Source organism: Candidatus Izemoplasmatales bacterium (assembly GCA_041649275.1).
Lineage (GTDB): Bacteria > Bacillota_I > Bacilli_A > Izemoplasmatales > Hujiaoplasmataceae > UBA12489.
The window spans coordinates 20,643-37,474 of record JBAZNL010000001.1 but is presented as its reverse complement, the minus strand read 5'-3'; the positions used below and the strand labels follow the sequence as shown (position 1 = coordinate 37,474).

Annotated in this window: 14 protein-coding genes and 3 riboswitches; of the genes, 13 read left to right on the top strand and 1 reads right to left on the bottom strand. The window is 47.9% G+C overall.

Annotated elements, in window-relative coordinates:
• Positions 1 to 146: 146 nt before the first annotated feature.
• Positions 147 to 225, top strand: a riboswitch (cyclic di-GMP riboswitch).
• A 60-nt stretch (positions 226 to 285) separates the two neighbouring features.
• A riboswitch (cyclic di-GMP riboswitch) is annotated at positions 286 to 360 on the top strand.
• Positions 361 to 442: 82 nt separating this feature from the next.
• From WC509_00160 to WC509_00120, 9 genes are all read left to right on the top strand, one after another.
• A complete protein-coding gene (locus WC509_00160) occupies positions 443 to 934 on the top strand; it encodes a hypothetical protein (protein MFA5005870.1) in 492 nt (163 codons plus the stop codon).
• Positions 935 to 1,024: 90 nt separating this feature from the next.
• Positions 1,025 to 1,624 carry a signal peptidase I gene (locus WC509_00155; GenBank protein MFA5005869.1) on the top strand — a complete coding sequence of 200 codons (600 nt, stop codon included), beginning with the start codon at positions 1,025 to 1,027 and terminating at the stop codon, positions 1,622 to 1,624.
• 85 nt (positions 1,625 to 1,709) lie between these two features.
• Complete coding sequence (locus tag WC509_00150; protein MFA5005868.1) at positions 1,710 to 2,963, top strand: hypothetical protein; 1,254 nt, start codon at positions 1,710 to 1,712, stop codon at positions 2,961 to 2,963.
• A 198-nt stretch (positions 2,964 to 3,161) separates the two neighbouring features.
• Positions 3,162 to 3,236, top strand: a riboswitch (cyclic di-GMP riboswitch).
• Positions 3,237 to 3,267: 31 nt separating this feature from the next.
• On the top strand, positions 3,268 to 3,750 hold the full coding sequence (locus WC509_00145; protein ID MFA5005867.1) for a hypothetical protein: 483 nt from the start codon (positions 3,268 to 3,270) through the stop codon (positions 3,748 to 3,750).
• Positions 3,751 to 4,355: 605 nt separating this feature from the next.
• The gene (locus WC509_00140) at positions 4,356 to 5,306 is read left to right on the top strand and encodes a BlaI/MecI/CopY family transcriptional regulator (protein ID MFA5005866.1); all 951 of its coding nucleotides are present in this window, start codon (positions 4,356 to 4,358) and stop codon (positions 5,304 to 5,306) included.
• Positions 5,303 to 7,036: a hypothetical protein gene (locus WC509_00135; GenBank protein ID MFA5005865.1), complete on the top strand. Its 1,734-nt coding sequence runs from the start codon at positions 5,303 to 5,305 to the stop codon at positions 7,034 to 7,036. The genes WC509_00140 and WC509_00135 overlap by 4 nt, the downstream gene beginning before the upstream one ends.
• 43 nt (positions 7,037 to 7,079) lie before the next feature.
• Positions 7,080 to 8,102, top strand: a complete 1,023-nt coding sequence (locus tag WC509_00130; protein ID MFA5005864.1) for a hypothetical protein — start codon at positions 7,080 to 7,082, stop codon at positions 8,100 to 8,102.
• Between the two features lie 592 nt (positions 8,103 to 8,694).
• Positions 8,695 to 9,816 carry a hypothetical protein gene (locus WC509_00125; protein MFA5005863.1) on the top strand — a complete coding sequence of 374 codons (1,122 nt, stop codon included), beginning with the start codon at positions 8,695 to 8,697 and terminating at the stop codon, positions 9,814 to 9,816.
• 319 nt (positions 9,817 to 10,135) lie between these two features.
• Positions 10,136 to 11,305 (top strand): HEPN-associated N-terminal domain-containing protein, encoded by a 1,170-nt coding sequence (locus WC509_00120; protein ID MFA5005862.1) that lies wholly within the window; start codon positions 10,136 to 10,138, stop codon positions 11,303 to 11,305.
• Between the two features lie 90 nt (positions 11,306 to 11,395).
• Here WC509_00120 and WC509_00115 read toward each other — a convergent pair whose 3' ends face one another.
• Positions 11,396 to 12,220, bottom strand: coding sequence for a hypothetical protein (locus tag WC509_00115; GenBank protein ID MFA5005861.1), 825 nt, complete (start codon positions 12,218 to 12,220; stop codon positions 11,396 to 11,398).
• Positions 12,221 to 13,144: 924 nt separating this feature from the next.
• Here WC509_00115 and WC509_00110 point away from each other — a divergent pair.
• From WC509_00110 to WC509_00095, 4 genes are all read left to right on the top strand, one after another.
• Positions 13,145 to 13,762 (top strand): MarR family transcriptional regulator, encoded by a 618-nt coding sequence (locus WC509_00110; protein MFA5005860.1) that lies wholly within the window; start codon positions 13,145 to 13,147, stop codon positions 13,760 to 13,762.
• 27 nt (positions 13,763 to 13,789) lie between these two features.
• On the top strand, positions 13,790 to 14,410 hold the full coding sequence (locus WC509_00105; protein MFA5005859.1) for a sugar transferase: 621 nt from the start codon (positions 13,790 to 13,792) through the stop codon (positions 14,408 to 14,410).
• 21 nt (positions 14,411 to 14,431) lie between these two features.
• Positions 14,432 to 15,295 (top strand): NAD-dependent epimerase/dehydratase family protein, encoded by an 864-nt coding sequence (locus tag WC509_00100; GenBank protein ID MFA5005858.1) that lies wholly within the window; start codon positions 14,432 to 14,434, stop codon positions 15,293 to 15,295.
• 327 nt (positions 15,296 to 15,622) lie between these two features.
• A complete protein-coding gene (locus WC509_00095; protein ID MFA5005857.1) occupies positions 15,623 to 16,825 on the top strand; it encodes a glycosyltransferase family 4 protein in 1,203 nt (400 codons plus the stop codon).
• Positions 16,826 to 16,832 lie beyond the last annotated feature (7 nt).

Sequence of the window (16,832 nt, the reverse complement as noted above, 5' to 3'; positions counted from 1 at the left end):
ATGAACGCCCCTCTTCGCGGCGTTTCATCTTGGTGATGGAAGAGTGCGGTCCCTTCCGGTCGCATTCATTCTTTACATCGCATTAATATATAGTGATTTTTTATTCATATTTCTCTTGACATCGATGATGAAAAGTCATAGAATATATACGAAAATAGCAAAACTGGCGAAAGTCAGTGACGCAAAGCTATAGGGCCTTCCGACGGATGGTAGCCAGTTGCCATGATCTCTTCGAGAGATGATGGCCTTTTCTTTAGAAATCATCTCCCCATACAGAACACTGCGATATGCGAAAGCCAAAATCGGAGCAATCTGATGACGGAAAGCTATAGGGTCCCTCCGGGATAGCCAGTTGCCATCATTTACCCGAACTGGCTTTTTTTGTTGCTTTCGGAAGGAAGCGGCATGAAAAATAAAAAAGATAAAACGGAGGATTCTAGAAATGTTCAAGAAAAAGATGCTGGCAGTTTTGATCGTCGCTTTGTTGCTCGGTGGCACCGGTCTGGCGTTCGCCTATTGGGACAATCTGCAGCAGCAGCAGGCCGAAGAACTCAACATCGGCAACGGCGTGACGCTCCAGGTGTCCGCGGTCGCGACCGCTCCCGTCGGCAAGGTGCTGGTTCCCGCCGGCGTCGTCATGAAGGCCAACGACGTTTCATCCATCGTCCTGACCTATAACGTGAAACTCGACGAAGCCGCGTTGGCCGCCCTCGACCTCGATGTCGTCGCCTCGAACATCCAGATCGGCGGATCCACCGTGAACGCCGATCTCGTCAACATCGACATCTCCCTGGCGTCCGCGACCGTCAACGATGCCAACGTTCTGGTCACCGTCACGGTCACGCTGGATCAACCCGCCACGGTCGCGATCTACAACGTGATCAAGAACCAGGCGATCACCTTCGACCTGACCTTCACCGCCTCCATCGCCTGATTCGCGGGCGAATCGTTCGCGGTTTTCCAACCTGAAAAAAGGAAGTCATCCGCGAGGGTACCCCTCCCGGATGACTCTTTGGTGGTCAACTTGAATAAAGAGAAGAAAAGACGTCCTCTCCTCAAGAACGGGAAGGTCGTCGGATTCGTCCGATTCGTTCTCGGCGTCGCCGTCATCATCGCCATCGGTTACGTCGTTTTCAACCACGTCCCGTTCATCGCGAAGTACGATCCCTACGTGATCGTCACCGACAGCATGGAACCCGTGATCAACGTGGGGGACATCGTCATCATCGACACCGACGTCGCATACGAGGACTTGGAACCGGGGCAGATCATCGCCTTCTACGCGGACATCACCGGGGACGGGCACAGACATGTGGTGGTCCATTACCTCCAATCGGTGACGACGACCGATGATGGCAGGGCGTATCGAACCAAACCGGAAGTCAGCGAGGACATCGATCCGTGGATTCTGACGGATTCCGACATCGTCGGCATCCGGGTGGGAACGATTCCGAAGATCGGACCGATCCTGATGTTCGCCCAATCGACCATCGGCCGAGTCGTCATCATCCTTGACGTTCTCATCATCTACGCGCTCTTTTCCTATTTCAGGGGTCCGCAACCGGTGAAAAAGCTGATCGAATCGGAAACGCCGGAAAAGCCGGACGAAGACACCGCCGCATAGCCACGGGTCATCCGCTCGCTGTTCACGCGGCGGAACCATCCCGAACCGCCGGCGAAACGATGAAGAGAAGGAGGCGAACGGCATCATGAATAGACGATCAGGCGTCAGAATCGCTTTGTCGATTGTCGTTTTCTTGTGCTTTTCGTCGACCTGGATGATCGGATATTCGTATTGGGACAACACGATCAACGCCCAGAACACCGACGTCAACATCGGCGACTGGGGCATCGCCATCACCACGCCGCAGGAATTCTACAATTTCGCGACGAAGACCAACAGCGCGTCCACCGATCGATACTACCTGTTCAACGACCTCGACTTCACCGGCTTCACCTGGACCTACAACAGCACCAACAACGCGGTCGTCTTCCGCGGCACGCTCGACGGCAACGGGAAGACGATCAGCAATCTGACGATCTCCTGCAACTCGGGTTCCTACCTGTATTTCGGCATCTTCCCGCGGATGTACGGCGGATCCGTCTACAATCTCACGTTGTCCAACGTGTACTTGACCCTGGGAACCACCGCCCTCGGCGGAACCTCCCTGCGGGCGGGGTTGATCGCCGGCAACGTCTACGGACTGACCAACACCCTTTCCGACATCACCGTCGTGGATTCCGGGGTGCGCGGAACCAGTTCCGCCGGCGCCGGCGGCTTGATCGGCAGCGTCACCACGTCTTCCACCGTCGTGCATCTGAACGACGTCAAGACGACGAACCTGAAGGTCTTCAACAAGAGCTCGTACGCCGGCGGCCTGATCGGCACGATCGGCACGAGCGGCGCCCAGGTCCTGGTCTCCGACGTCGACCTGCAGGGCGAGGTGTTTTCCTACCCGACCTCGTCCTATACGGGGGGAATCGTCGGCCGCGTCGCCAGCGGGGCGAAATGCTCCATCTCAAGAGCCGTCGTGGAGATGACCTCGAGGAATACCCTGGAAACGTCCAGCACGTACAACCTGCGGTATTCCAACCGGTACCTGGGCGGATTCATCGGTCAGAATCAATCGACGAGCGCCAACGTGTCGTTGACCGACGCGTTCTTCACGGGGAGCCTGTTCCCGCAGACCAATGCGAACCGAAGTTATGTCGGGACCGCGATCGGAACCTCGAGCGGTTCGCAGACGCTCCTGAGAACCTATTATTCCAAGGTGGCGTTTCGATCGGTCACCGGAACGATCATCTACACGCCGGATGTCACGCTGCGAGGAATCGCCGCCACCCTCGTCAACGCATCGACGATGCCCGGCGTTGCGTGGTGGAACACGTTCGCCGCTTCGTTCGGCGCGGAAAACGACCTGTGGGCGCAGGACGGGACGGGAAGGCTGTACCTGATCCGCTGATCCGCCTCAAGGAATTTCGTTTCAACGACCACTCCGATTCACGGAGTGGTTTTTTCGTCGTCTCGCCCCCGTTTCGCGAAAGAAAGGCCGATGATTCGGGATTTTCGTCAGGTTATTGCAAATTCTCCCAAACATGCTATAATCGGGTTATCAAAGACTAGCCATACTGGTGCATTTCATCCATGTATGAATGGCTTGGTTTGATAAAGCCAAAACCGGAGCAATCCGGCGACGGAAAGCTATAGGGTCCCTCAGGGATAGCCAGTTGCCGTTCCAAAACATTTTTTACGTTGGAGTGATCACAATGCGACAGTTATTCGTGTCTTTTTTTGTTTTCCTTTTCGTCATCATCTCTACCCATCTGACCTATCAGTACTGGCTGGAGAACGACTCCGGTCTGCAATGGAACGATGCCGTCGCCTATTCCTACGCATCCCAAGTCGTCAAGCTCTCCGCTCCGTCCGGGAAGCGCCTCGTCCCGGTCGGCGCCGTTCTTGGAAGAAACGACGTGAATGAGGTCAGCTACCGCTACTCGGTCGCCCTCGAAGAAGGACATGAGTTCGAGGTCCAGCTCGTGAACGTCACGATCCGAAACGCCAACGCGACCTACGAGAATGTGAACGACATGCTTTTGTTCGAACACGAGGTCGAAACGGGTGTTTCTTCCCAGGCGAACGTCACGGTCACGATTCGACTCAGGATGCCGTCGACCGAAGAGGAACGCGCGATGATCCAGGGAAGCACCGTCTCGTTTCAACTGAATTTCATTCAGCGGCCTGTCGACTGAACAAATCGTCCTGATTCGCCGTCGGACGGTTCGACAGATCGGCGATCCGCCGACGATCGTCCTTCTGTGGAGGCCGGGAGTGCCGAATCCCGGATCGTTCTTCCCCTTGGGTTCGGCATGGAAGAACGCGAAGAATGCCCAATCCTTCCGTGCGCAACGCGGATCCACTTGCGCCATGTGCACGGAAACGTCTTTTCCACATCCGCCGCCCGTCCCGACCCATCGGATGAACGGATTCGAGGATGCCCGCCGTCCGTCATTCACAACGATCCCAGATCAGCGTACTTTCGACGTAGTCTTCGGAAAGTACGCTTTTTTTTGATTCCGCAAGGGATCATCATGGATCCGCCGATCGCGATGGCGTTGGCACGGACTTGCCAACGGGAATCGTCGTCGGTGGCCGCATGGCCGAGCTTGCGCAAGTATCCCTCGCTTTCCTCGCTCGGAACGCGGTCCTGTCATGGGTAACATCCTTCTCGATGGCGGGACGGCGCTTGATTCCGATCACTGCGTTGACTGAGAAAACCGAAATCCGGCGTTGACAATGCGGAACGACCGGAGTATACTATAAATGTTTACAAATGTAAACGTTATGGAGGGCGCCGATGAAGACGACGGGAATCACCAATTCGGAATGGGTCCTGCTGCGGGTCTTGCTGAACAGATCGCCGCTCGGTTCGCGAGAAATCATCGCGAACCTGCCGGCCTCGAACTCATGGAGCACGGCGACCGTCAAAACCCTGCTGTCCCGGCTCGTGGCCAAGAAGATCATCGGCTTTTATACCGTGAAGAACGCCTTCTTCTATTATCCCCTGGTGACGGAAATGGAATACGTCCGCAGCGAGACGAAATCGTTGTTTGCGAAGATCTACGGCGACTTCGTGGTCCATGAGACGGAACATTTCCGATTTTCCGGCGGTGAATCAAAAACGTTCATCGTCCGCCTGGCGGAATCCCTGGAATCGAACTATTCGAGAATCTCTGGCGATCTGTCTTTCCGGCCCGCGGAGAAGCACATGGTCTATGTGCATTCGTCGTTCAAGGTGATGCAGTCCGCGCTGGGATACGAGCATGGGCCGGACTGGATGACGGCCGGATGGTTCTGGGAAATCCTGCATGTCGCCCCGGAGGAGACGTTCGGGAACTCTTCCCCGGAGAAGGCCGCGCTCCACGTGCTGACGCAGCTTCTGATGCACTTCGTGAATCCCTACGCCCCCTTCTGGCTGATTGAAGGCGTGGCGGTCTACGAAGCCCGCTGGCTGACCGACGACGCCATCAGGAAGGCGATGGAAATCGAGAAGGATCGGCTCGATCCCTATTCAGTCTATCGGGTCCCCACCGATTATGGTGCGTTCCGCCGAGAAAGAGGGTATGAAATGGCCTGTACGGTCATTCGGTTCATCGTCGCCCGATACGGCGTCGAAGGACTGCAGGCGTTTCTGCGGGCACCCGAAGCGCTCGGAACGCTGTTTCATTGTTCGGAAGGGGAGTTCTGGGGATCTTGGCTCGAATATCTCGGCCAGACGTATTTCGGAGGCGGGGGAAGGAACTCATGAGGGTCATGCGAATCCGACGACTCATCTGCCTGACGGTTCCGTCGATCCTCACGATGCTGTTCTTGTCCGGCTGCGTCTTGCATTCGTCCGCGACGACGCCGACGGTCGCTTCGTCGTCGACGAGCACGACGATGACGACGGGAACCTCGCCCTCAACGACGGGCACGACGGCACCGACGGTCACTTCGTCATCCACGACGACACCGGCAACGAGCACGACGACCGACGCGGTCGTCACGACCGGCGACGCGTGCGTCTATTCGCCGGACATCGTCTTTGTGCGCGAGCCGCGCATGGCGGGGTACCTGCCGCAACTCAATTTCATGACATGCGTGGAAGAAGGTGTCGTATACTTCTTCTCCGATCACATCGCGACCGGCGATCGCAACGAGTTCGTCGCCTATCAGGAAACGCTCATGTCGTTTCTGGAAACAAGCCGGATTCCTCCGGACCGTCAGGTCGGGAACTACATCTTCGAGGATGTTCCCTCGCGTTCGGACAGCGCCGGCCGCAAAGCCTTCTTCATCCTCGAAGATGCCGGGACCTACATGCAGGTCCTGATCACGCTGCAGTCCTCCTTCGGCGACTACAGCAACTACGGGTGGCTCTATGGGTTGAGCAATCGTATCGCGGCCGAATTGGGCTGGGAGACGGACGTTCCCGACATTTCGATTCACGACGTCGTCGAGTTCACCGAAGGATCGGGCAATCAGGAATATCTCGATCTGACCTACCCCTGCTTCGTTTCATCCTACGTCGGCGATGCCCTTCCCTTCGTCAAGGCGGTTGCGTGCATCCTTGTGAACGGCCTGATCGATGACCGCGGGATCTCCTCGGTGGCCGACATGATTCGTCTCCAGGACGCCGCTCCGTCTCAGTTCGATGCGGAAGCCGTCGGGATCATGAACGACTGGCTGTCATCGATCGGCAGCGCGACCCGCGTGACCGCACGGGAAACGCCGATTCGTTTCGCCTATGGCGGAATGACCGCGCCCATCCTCGCTTCCACCGAGCATGCGACGTACTATCTGCTGAACGTCTACAGCGAGGCCAGCATGGACATGATGGAAATCGACTACTTCAAGTCGGACTACGCCCACCTGATCGAAGCCTTCTCGCGAATCGAAGACGACATGGCCGCGGCGGATCTCGTCTATCGGGATCCCGAACGCGTCTATCGACCCCTGAGCATCGTTCTGTGCGACGAGAAGGCCACGCAGGACGCGGCACGTTCCATCGCCTACTATTCCATCCCCCACACGACCGTGTACAGCGCTTCGGTATGGCCTGTCAACCATGAGTACCTGCATTACCTGACCACTCCCACGGTCGGATACAACTGGCAGTACGAAGCCATCGCGGACTATGGAAACAGCTCGTCCTACTTCTTGCGCTTGTTCTACCAGCGCTTCTTCGAAGCCATGATCCGGTACAACTGGGATGGACTCGAAGATATGCGCGGATTTCTGGGACGGGATCCCCAGGCGGACGACTTCCCAACGTACTGCGACATGTCGATCGTCGTGAGCGGGGATTTCACCGTCAGCACTCAAAACGGCTTAGCCCTGATTTCCGTCCCGAACTACGTCCGGATCACGTATGGAGAAAAGGTCATGAATCGGATCTTCATCCATCAGAACACGATCGAGGCGGAAATCTCCCTCACCTGGGCCGAATTGATCGAAGAATGGCAGCAATGGCTGATCGATACCTACGGTTACTTGAGCTGACGCATATGAAGACCGCAGATCAACACAAAGGAGATCGACAATCATGAGAGCGCATGTCCTCTGGATCCTCACCGTTTTCTGTTCCTGTCTGACCGGCTGCCTCGCCGTACCCACCGCCATGACGACGACGGTGACGACGGTGACGACGGCTCCGCCGTCCACGAGTGCGGAAACGACGACAATCGCCTTGACGACCATCCTGTCGACGGTATCGACGACCGATCGCCGATACGACTATCTCGGCGAAACGCCGCCGACCAACCGCGTCATTCGCTTTGACCCGACGGGATATGTTGCGAACGCCACGTGGTTCTGGCATTCCGCACCGACCTTTTCTCCGGACGGCAACGAAATGTACTGGTCGAAATATCTGGTGTCGTCCGATCGGATCCAGATCTGGTTCACCCGGAAAGTCGACGGATTGTGGACGGCGGCGGCGAAGCTGGAAGTCGAGGGCATCGAGGGCGACACGAACTGTCCGGCATTCATACCGGGAGACGACGGATTGTACTTCATGAACTTTGACGGCATCGCATTTGGCCTCTACCGGGCGACGCGGAACGAATCCGGATGGGGAAACGCGGCGATGGTTGACATCCCGATTCCAGAGGGCCTGTCGCTTGGCTGGAGCTTCGCGATCGCCGGGAACAAGAATCTCTACGTCCCCCTGTCAACCATTGGCGGTCTAGGCATCCCGCAGATCTACGTCTCGGTCTTTCATGAGGGCGTGTACGAAACCCCGGTCCCGATCGAAAACCAGGGGACGGGACTCTACGGCAACGGCGATCCCGCGATCGCACCCGATGAAAGCTTCCTCATCTTCATGTCAAGCCGCGCGGGCGGCTTGGGGGCGCACGACTTGTACATCAGTTATCGAACCGAAGATTCCACCTTCACCGAACCGGTCAATCTCGGATCCCAAGTCAATACCAGCCAGGAAGACGGACGAGCCCACGTTTCCGAGGACGGCATCTACTTGTTCTATACATCCTTCATGTCGGGCGATCGCGGCTATTCCCCCTATTGGATTCGGATCGACCAACTGAACGTGATTCGAGATCGATAAAGCCAGTACAATATAGATGCACTGCAAAAGAGATCGTAGAACTGAAAGATGGGAACATCCCGAAAAGGTGTTCCCAATTTCATATAGTAGGGAATAGTACAAGGCACCTTGAGCCGTTAGTGCGGACTATGTCGACTATATGCAACCTTTGTCACCTATTTACATTTGAAAAGCGTAATTTTCGATGATTTCGATGGAAATTACGTTTTTTTCATAGTTTTTCCTGGCTTCTTTATGAATCGAAAATAGTCGTTGTGTTTCTACATCTTCGATAGGGGAAAAATATATACTTAACCAATTGAGATTTGAAGTTGCTTTCTATCATATGTTTCAAGAAACTTAATTGACAATGCATTTCAAAACCGTATACTATATTTAGATATAAGCGTTCTTCATTTAATCTATGTGTAGGCGCAATAATACGAAACATGTTGTCTTTTTTTTGTAAGCGGTCATTCAAGAAATAGACGTTGTCAAAAAGAGGGAATTTTGGGAAAATTGATGAGTGTCCGGCTCTGATATCGCATGCATGAAAACCAATCAGATAAACTATTATCCCAATTCTCTATAACCGAACTTAGGAAGTGACAGAATGATTCTACTTGATACAGTTGTATTATATTTCATTCTAGGAATTGACAAGAACCCTTCATTTAATCGATTAAAAACAATTGAAAAATTCTTTGGAAGCAAAGTGGTTATCTCTTCATACTCCGTTTTTGAAATCATGAATAGAAACGGTCCTTTATTAGCTCGAAAAATTCTTACAGGTATCACTATTGCTGCACCAAATTTTGGTTTTATCATTTCACCTTATTCCAAACAGTTCGTTGACAAAAAGATGCTATTCGATTTTTGGACTTTGTCTCCAGAACAACTGACTCAATTATACTTTTCGTTAGGGAGTGTTCATGTCGACACCCATGCTCGTGAATTTGCGTTTTTCATTTACGGTACCGCGGGCTTCTATATGTATTTGCTTTCTCTTGTGCCTGATATCATCCAACCCGAGGTCGACCCCAAAGGAGAAGGAATTCGAGATGACTTCATTTCATATTTTAATGATCTTATTAACCGACTTCGTATTGTTCTTGAAGACCATTTTCGCATCATTTTAGATGTATTATTAAAGAATAATAGATTTAGCAAGTCTTATCTAAGAAAGGTATTGCAAGTTTATTCAGAGCAGATTCTTGAATGGCTAGTTGAGGGGGTATGGAATGTCGCAAATGAAGACCTTGAGGCGAATGTTTTTTCTTATGGCAAAGTAGTAAAGTACCTTAGTGAGTGGGAAATCAAAGTTAGCGGTATTACAAAAAAAACCTCTACCGATATAGACCCACTTAAGTTCAAGTCAAAACCAAACAACATTAACATATACAAAATTCTTTTCCAAAAATTAAAAAAGGATCAGAAACAAATTCAAATTAATTATTTCCTTAATCATTATATTTCATCAATTTGTTACATTGTGGACTCGGAATCGATAATTGAGAAACTGTATTTGCGAAAACAACTATTAAGTGCTTTTTTCGGAGAATTCATGTTCGATGTCAATGACATTATTGATAAACTGAATCTATTGGCATTCAGCACTTATGATGAAGTCACCCAATATATTACTTTTGACACTGCGCAAATTGAAATAATGAAGTTGTCACAAGAACAGAAAATGATTGAAAGTGTCAAATTCATTGAAACATTAAGGAATTAGCCGCAGGTTTTATAAAAGGTTGAATAGCTTTTAAAAAAGACGCGTCACTTTTTTAACAACTCATATATACCTATTGTGCATCAATAAGGAGTACATTCACCATGCGAAATGTGAGTATCCAAAAGCTGATTTCAACTCATGTTTTTGAATGAGACGGAGATAATAGAATTTTGTGTTCGATTACCGATTTGTATTCGAAAATCGCGAGTAGACTCGCAATATAAAAAACAATCCAGGCATTATCAGACTGATTCGACCAGAATATATTGATTGTACAAAAGGTGGAAGTAGGTTGATTTTTCTCAACCGAAAGTAAATTATGAATAATAATTATAACTTTGTATGCCATGATTGTGTGGGAAATTCAGCATTAAAAAACCACATAAGAAAACACGGTACCCGCAATAAATGCGATTACTGTGGCCATAATAAGACTTCTATTCTTTTGTCGGATTTATCAGAAATAATCCTCGATGGTATTTCTATAGAATACCAAAATGCTGCCGATATCCTTGGTTATGATAGTGGTGAAGGCGGATATCAAGGTGAGACTATCGATACCTGGGATTTGATCAAGGACGTCTATTCTGAAGAAATAAATATCGAGAACGAAGTTTTGCAAAACGACATTATCGATTCTATAGATCATACCATTGTTTGGTGTAAAAAAGATTATTATTGGGGAACGGAAGAAGAAAGAGCCGAATACTCATGGGATAACTTTTGCAATCTCGTTAAACATAAAGTCAGGTATGTTTTTTATAAAGTCGAAGATCAGGTTGAAGAGGATTATTCCTCTTGCTCCGCGAATGTTATGGATCAAATCGGGATATATATTAATGAACTTAACCTAGTGCATCCATTGAATCCAAAATATGTACGAATTTATCGAGGAAGAGTACACAAAATCGGAGAAAATCTTTCGAAAGTGACCGATTTTTCCTCTCCTCCACCGCAATTTGCCAAAGCGAGTAGAATGAGTTCAGATGGAATTCCGGTTTTTTATGGGGCTTTTGATGTAGAAACTGTTTTACAGGAAATCTATACTGAGACTGCTGAATGCGCGTCAGTCGCAGAATTTTCCCTTTTACGACCCCTATATGTGTTAAATTTATCAAGACTCGAAAGGAATAAAGTCCCTTCGGTATTTGATGAGAACAAGAGAAAATATAGAGCCCCCTACCTTTTTTTGACGCGATTTGCAGAAGATGTCTCAAAGAAAATCGATGGAAATTATAACATTGAGTATATTCCTACTCAAATCGTTTCTGAGTATTTTAGACATGTTTTTCTAGATTCGGCTGGGAACAAACTAGATGGTATAATTTTTCCAAGTTCGAAAAAAGACAAGGGAAAATGTATTGTCATATTTATTGAAGGAAAAGATTGTGTGGATTATTCACCATCAGAAGGCGCGCTCTTCATGGATCCAAACAAGATTCATCGTTATCGAAAAAATTACCAAATAATTATCCCGACAGGAAAATGAAATACGCATACAAAAATGCTTGTTCTGATATCACTGAATTGATCCTATATATTGATAGCATATTATGACAATGACTTAGTCACTAAATAACTATATGACCAATAATTCCCATTTACTCTGCAAATCAATTCTTTTCTTTTTATAACGTGTTGTTCCCTTCAATAATGGTGGGCAAACATATGGATTTTCAAAATCTATTGGTTCTATTTTTTTATTGCTGGTGTTGACGATTAAACCAAATTCGTTATGATCAAGTATCACCATATTACAAAAGATCGCCTTGAAATCATAATCTTCAAGACTGGCCAAAGGCTCTTTGCCTTCGGCTATTTTCTTTTTAATCTTTCTGACATTTTCTTCATAATCATACTTGGTTTCATACTCATCTTCCATTTCAACGAGGCCGATACTTTCTTCAATGATTCTCTTTTCGAGCTCCATTAGCAAAGTATGATCTGCACTTTGCGTTGATGCCGCCATTAGGATTTCATCATACTCGACTTTCCATTTAGCAAGCATTTTTTTCTTTTCTTCGATCTTTGGCTTCAGTTCATTCGTCTCCATGATGTGTTGGACGTAGAGGTCAAATCTTGGCTCTATCTCGCTGAATTTCGCCCTCGGCGCGTTGATGCCGTCAAGGACGACTTTCAGTGCGTGTTCCACATGAACGGGCTTGTACAGCGGATTACGAAGGGAGTCGTTCGCCAATAGATCCGACCTTTGCTTTGAACCGGTATATCCCGTCTTGCGATACAAGAACTTCTTGAGCAAATTCGATCGAACAAAACGAGAGATATCGACATCATTTTCATGAACGATTCTCGTTTTGTTTTTCCCCTCTTGGAAGCAATCCTGGACTTCTTGAAACATCTCATGGCTGACGATGCCTTCATGGTGGTTGTGGATGTGATACATCGATCGATCGCCTGTGTTTTGATGACGAATATTCGGTCGGAGAGGGGAGGAAAAGGATTTTCCCAAATGACATCCCCCATATATTTCTCATTACGCAAAATGGCACTAATGCTCGATACACTCCAATCAAGGGAACCGTTCAGTGTCTTGTGACCGTTGGCGATCAACCAGTCCTTGATTCTCGTTTGAGATGTCTTATCGAGATACATTGTATAGATGGTATGAATCACTTTCGCTTCCGATGGCTCGATCACCCAGGTGCCGTCCCTTAAGAACCGATATCCCAACAGCGGACGATTATGAACCTTTCCGGCTTGATGGTTCTTTTCAACGCTCCACCGAATATTCGAGCCGATCTGTTTCGACTCCACCTCGGCGAGACCGGCCAGAATGCTTAACAAGAGATCAATCATTGGATCCAGACTGGAAATGTTCTCTTTCTCGAATAGAATTCTACCCCTTTGGCCCGCAGTTCTTTGATGAATTTCGGGGCAGCTATGGCATTGCGGGCAATGTGGGTAAATGTAAATTCTCCCGCATCGAACCATACATCCTTCGTATGGGGAGAACAGGCCTGTCGCGATTACAAAATGGCCTTCATGTGTCGAACCCAATCCCGGAATGCTATGCCGTTGACGAACCGAATCATTGGACTGAAGAACCCAAGGAGGAAATACACATGTTGTTCCGGATTCATCTTGTCGCTCCCCTTTTCATTTTATTGCACCCGTTGGCGTCGCACGATGGTTCATCTTCATGATCGTCATGATCTCGGGGCTGCCACTGATGAGATGAAGTGAATTTCGTCCGGCAATGGACACGAAAATCTTCATATGCTCCGGAATATTCTGAAATGCTATTGCATTTCCCTCGGATGGGTGTCATAATATTGTTCAGTAGATGAACAACGGAAGAAGGCAGGCCATGTTCGACAATCCGTTCTTCACCCCCACGCTCCTATTCAAGGAGTATCTGATCCTCGACATGATCCTGAACATGCCCAACGTGACGCAACGGAAGATGTGCGAAGCGCTGGGCGTTTCTGTTTCCATGGTAAACCAGTATCTCGACGACTTCGAGGAGAGAAGCCTGATACGACGCCTGCACAAGACGAAAAAGCTCGTGCAGTACGAACTGACCCCCTCCGGCGTCGAACGGCACAAGGTCCTGAACATCGGCTACATCAAGTCGTCCCAGCAGGTCTACGAGGCCGCCAGACGCGACATCGCGCAGTTTCTCAAGCAGATCTACGACCGGGGATTCAGACGGATCATCCTCTACGGGGCGGGGGAAGTGGCCGAGGCGATGCTGCAGGTGATGGAGCATGAAGACGATTTACCTCATGTCATCGCGATCATCGACGATGATCCAACGAAACAGGGGAAGGGCATCGGCGGCGTGCCGATCCTCTCCTTCCTCGAAGGGATTCGGTACTCGCATGACGGGATCCTCGTCTCGAGCTATCTGAATCATGATATAATATTCAATAAACTATTAGCCAGCCATTATGACAAAGCGAAGATCGTCCAATTCTTCGACTGAATGAAACGACATGAGGGACAACCGGGTATGTATAGAAAAGTCATCAAGCGCCTTTTCGACTTTCTCCTCTCGTTCATCGGCATCATCGTCGCATCGCCTTTCCTGCTTCTGATCGCCCTTGCGATCAAGCTCGATTCCAAGGGACCGGTCATCTTCCGGCAGAACCGCGTCGGCAAGCACAAGAAGTTCTTCAACATCTACAAGTTCCGCACCATGAAGATCGATACTCCGAAGAACACGCCGACGCATCTTCTGGAGCATCCGGAGCAATACATCACGAGGGTGGGGAAGTTCCTGCGTCGCTCCTCCCTTGACGAAGTCCCCCAAATCTTCAACATCCTACTGGGACAGATGTCGATCATTGGACCGAGGCCGGCCCTATGGAATCAGGACGATCTGATCGCCGAACGCGACAAGTACGGCGCGAACGATGTCACGCCAGGATTGACTGGGCTTGCGCAGGTCAAGGGCAGGGATGCACTGGAGATTCCCATCAAGGCGAGGTACGACGGTGTATATGCCAGTCACATCACGTTCATAGGTGATACCAGACTGTTCTTCAAGACCATTCGAAGTGTATTCAAGAGCGAAGGGGTCGTTGAAGGTGGAACCGGAGCGCTGAATCAAGCAACGGAAAAGAAGGACTAAATCACAGGTGGTGTAGTAACTATGAAAAAGATCCTAATTACAGGTGCGAATAGTTACATTGGCACATCTGTCGCAAAATGGCTTCTCCAGTGGCCTGATAAATTTTTTGTCGATACGATAGACATGATCGATGGATCGTGGAGAAGCAAGGACTTTTCATCATACGACGTCGTATATCACGTAGCTGGAATCGCACATGTATCCTCAAAGAAGAAGATGGCGCCGCTTTATTTCAAAGTGAACCGGGATCTCGCCATTGAGACTGCAGAAAAAGCGAAACGTGAAGGTGTAAAGCAGTTTATCTTCATGAGCAGCATGATCATTTACGGAAAGGACAATCGCATTGGTGACCATCGACCGATTGACGTCACAAGATATGCACCGATCAATGCCTATGGGAAAAGTAAACTGGATGCTGATTTAGCGATTCAAAAACTTGCGGACGAATCTTTCAAAGTAGTAATAAGTAGGACTCCTGTAGTGTATGGCCCGAGCAGTAAAGGCAATTTCACAAGGTTGATAATGTTGGCAAGGAAAATACCCATTATACCAAAGATGTCGAATAAGCGAAGCATGATATTCATTGATAATTTAGCAGAATTTATTCGAGTCGTGATCCAGTTTGATGAATCGGGTGTCTTCTATCCACAAAACAGTGACTACGTTTCTGTGTTAAGTGTCATAAAAGAAACTAGGGCAATGTTGGGACTGCCTACAATCGAATCTAGTATATTTCGCATCCTCATAATTGTCACATCGGTTTTTATGCCTAGACTAAGAAAGGTGTTTGGTGATAAGTATTTTGAGTTGTGTTCAACTGAATATCGGAATAACAACTATGTAATATGCGATTTCGTTTCTTCACTGAACAAGACCTTGAGTTAGCTAATATAAACGCATGTTCTTATAACGTCAAACGTATATGTCCCTTCATTTTTGGTTGTTATATGCCCATTTCACTTCGATAGAGGACATAAGTATTATCAAATCAACCTACGACTTGTTTCCTTCGTTTTCATAATATACTGGTTGATATGCAACTATTTACAGTATGTGTTTATTGAGTCCACCCCCCTTGTTTAGCCCCACAAACAGTCACAGATACGCATATAATGCAATTAACTGTAAGCTAATTTTTATTACTAAATAATCTATTGGATCAAATATCGTTGGAATATAATGAAATGAGGATTGACAAAAACGATGAGAATAATGTATTTTGCGTATGAAGGATTTGACTGTCACAACGGGACTAATCATTTAGCAATAAAGTTACTAGATTACTTACTCAATGAAGGTTTTGACATATATCTACTTACTAGTCATACAACAGGTGAAAATCCTGATATACCTTCTATATTTCACAATAGAGAACGCTTTAGATATGACATTGTTCGACGCAAAGTAGTGGATAAAAAGAACTTTATTTGGAGATACATTTCAGGAATGAAATACGCTTTTTCATGTAGACGAAGATGGATGAAGGAGAAAAAGAATCTCGATGCGATTATTCTACAATCAACTCCCACCGTCTTTTTTTCTTCCGTTTTGCTAAAACTCTTTTTTAAAGGGAAAGTGATCCTAAACTCATATGATGTATTCCCTAACGTAGCATTCGATTCAGGTATTCTTAAGGGTAAGTTCGTTTATAAAGTCTTTTCATATTTACAGAAAAGAGTATATAAATATTGCACAAAAATAATAGTGATATCCTCTGATATGATGAACACACTAATTCGTGAAGGTGTTGAAAAAGACAAAATTATTCAGATTAACAATTGGTATGATGATGATAATGTTCGCCAAATCTCACCAAATGAAAATTCGTTTATTAAGAAATATAATCTGTCTAGCGACTTGTTTTATATACAGTATGCAGGCAACTTTGGATACACATTCGATTATAACTTTGTAATTGAAGTAGCAGATGCTCTACAGAGTAATAAACAAATAGTATTTCATATGATTGGAGATGGTGCGCGACAGGACGAATTCGTTCATATAGTTGGTGAAAAAAAACTGAACAATATAGATTTCATTCCTTGGCAGCCTAGTAATATGATCTCAGATGTTTATAGTGCTTGTGATCTCGCGCTGATCCCCCTAGCAAAGGATGTTATAAAAAATAGTTACCCAAGCAAGTGTTCGTTATTAATGGCGTGCGGTAAAACGGTAATCTGTGCGACAGAAGAAAATTCGGATTTCTATAACACAATAAATAGTAACTGCATCGGTGTGTGTGTATCAAATCGCAATCCACAACATGCCGCGGAGATCATAAACAACTTATTTCTAGATAGACGAAAACTCGCGACAATAGGTCAAAACGCTAAAAAATACGGCGATGAACACTATTCAAGTTCAGCGTGTCTACCAAAGTTTAAAGAATTATTGAAAGAGTTAATTGAGAGGTGAATTGCGC

Coding starts and splice junctions, on each gene's coding strand:
- WC509_00160 (MFA5005870.1), top strand. CDS start 443: ATGTTCAAGAAAAAGATGCTGGCAGTTTTGATCGTCGCTTTGTTGCTC.
- WC509_00150 (MFA5005868.1), top strand. CDS start 1,710: ATGAATAGACGATCAGGCGTCAGAATCGCTTTGTCGATTGTCGTTTTC.
- WC509_00145 (MFA5005867.1), top strand. CDS start 3,268: ATGCGACAGTTATTCGTGTCTTTTTTTGTTTTCCTTTTCGTCATCATC.
- WC509_00140 (MFA5005866.1), top strand. CDS start 4,356: ATGAAGACGACGGGAATCACCAATTCGGAATGGGTCCTGCTGCGGGTC.
- WC509_00135 (MFA5005865.1), top strand. CDS start 5,303: ATGAGGGTCATGCGAATCCGACGACTCATCTGCCTGACGGTTCCGTCG.
- WC509_00130 (MFA5005864.1), top strand. CDS start 7,080: ATGAGAGCGCATGTCCTCTGGATCCTCACCGTTTTCTGTTCCTGTCTG.
- WC509_00125 (MFA5005863.1), top strand. CDS start 8,695: ATGATTCTACTTGATACAGTTGTATTATATTTCATTCTAGGAATTGAC.
- WC509_00120 (MFA5005862.1), top strand. CDS start 10,136: ATGAATAATAATTATAACTTTGTATGCCATGATTGTGTGGGAAATTCA.
- WC509_00115 (MFA5005861.1), bottom strand. CDS start 12,220: ATGTATCACATCCACAACCACCATGAAGGCATCGTCAGCCATGAGATG.
- WC509_00110 (MFA5005860.1), top strand. CDS start 13,145: ATGTTCGACAATCCGTTCTTCACCCCCACGCTCCTATTCAAGGAGTAT.
- WC509_00105 (MFA5005859.1), top strand. CDS start 13,790: ATGTATAGAAAAGTCATCAAGCGCCTTTTCGACTTTCTCCTCTCGTTC.
- WC509_00100 (MFA5005858.1), top strand. CDS start 14,432: ATGAAAAAGATCCTAATTACAGGTGCGAATAGTTACATTGGCACATCT.
- WC509_00095 (MFA5005857.1), top strand. CDS start 15,623: ATGTATTTTGCGTATGAAGGATTTGACTGTCACAACGGGACTAATCAT.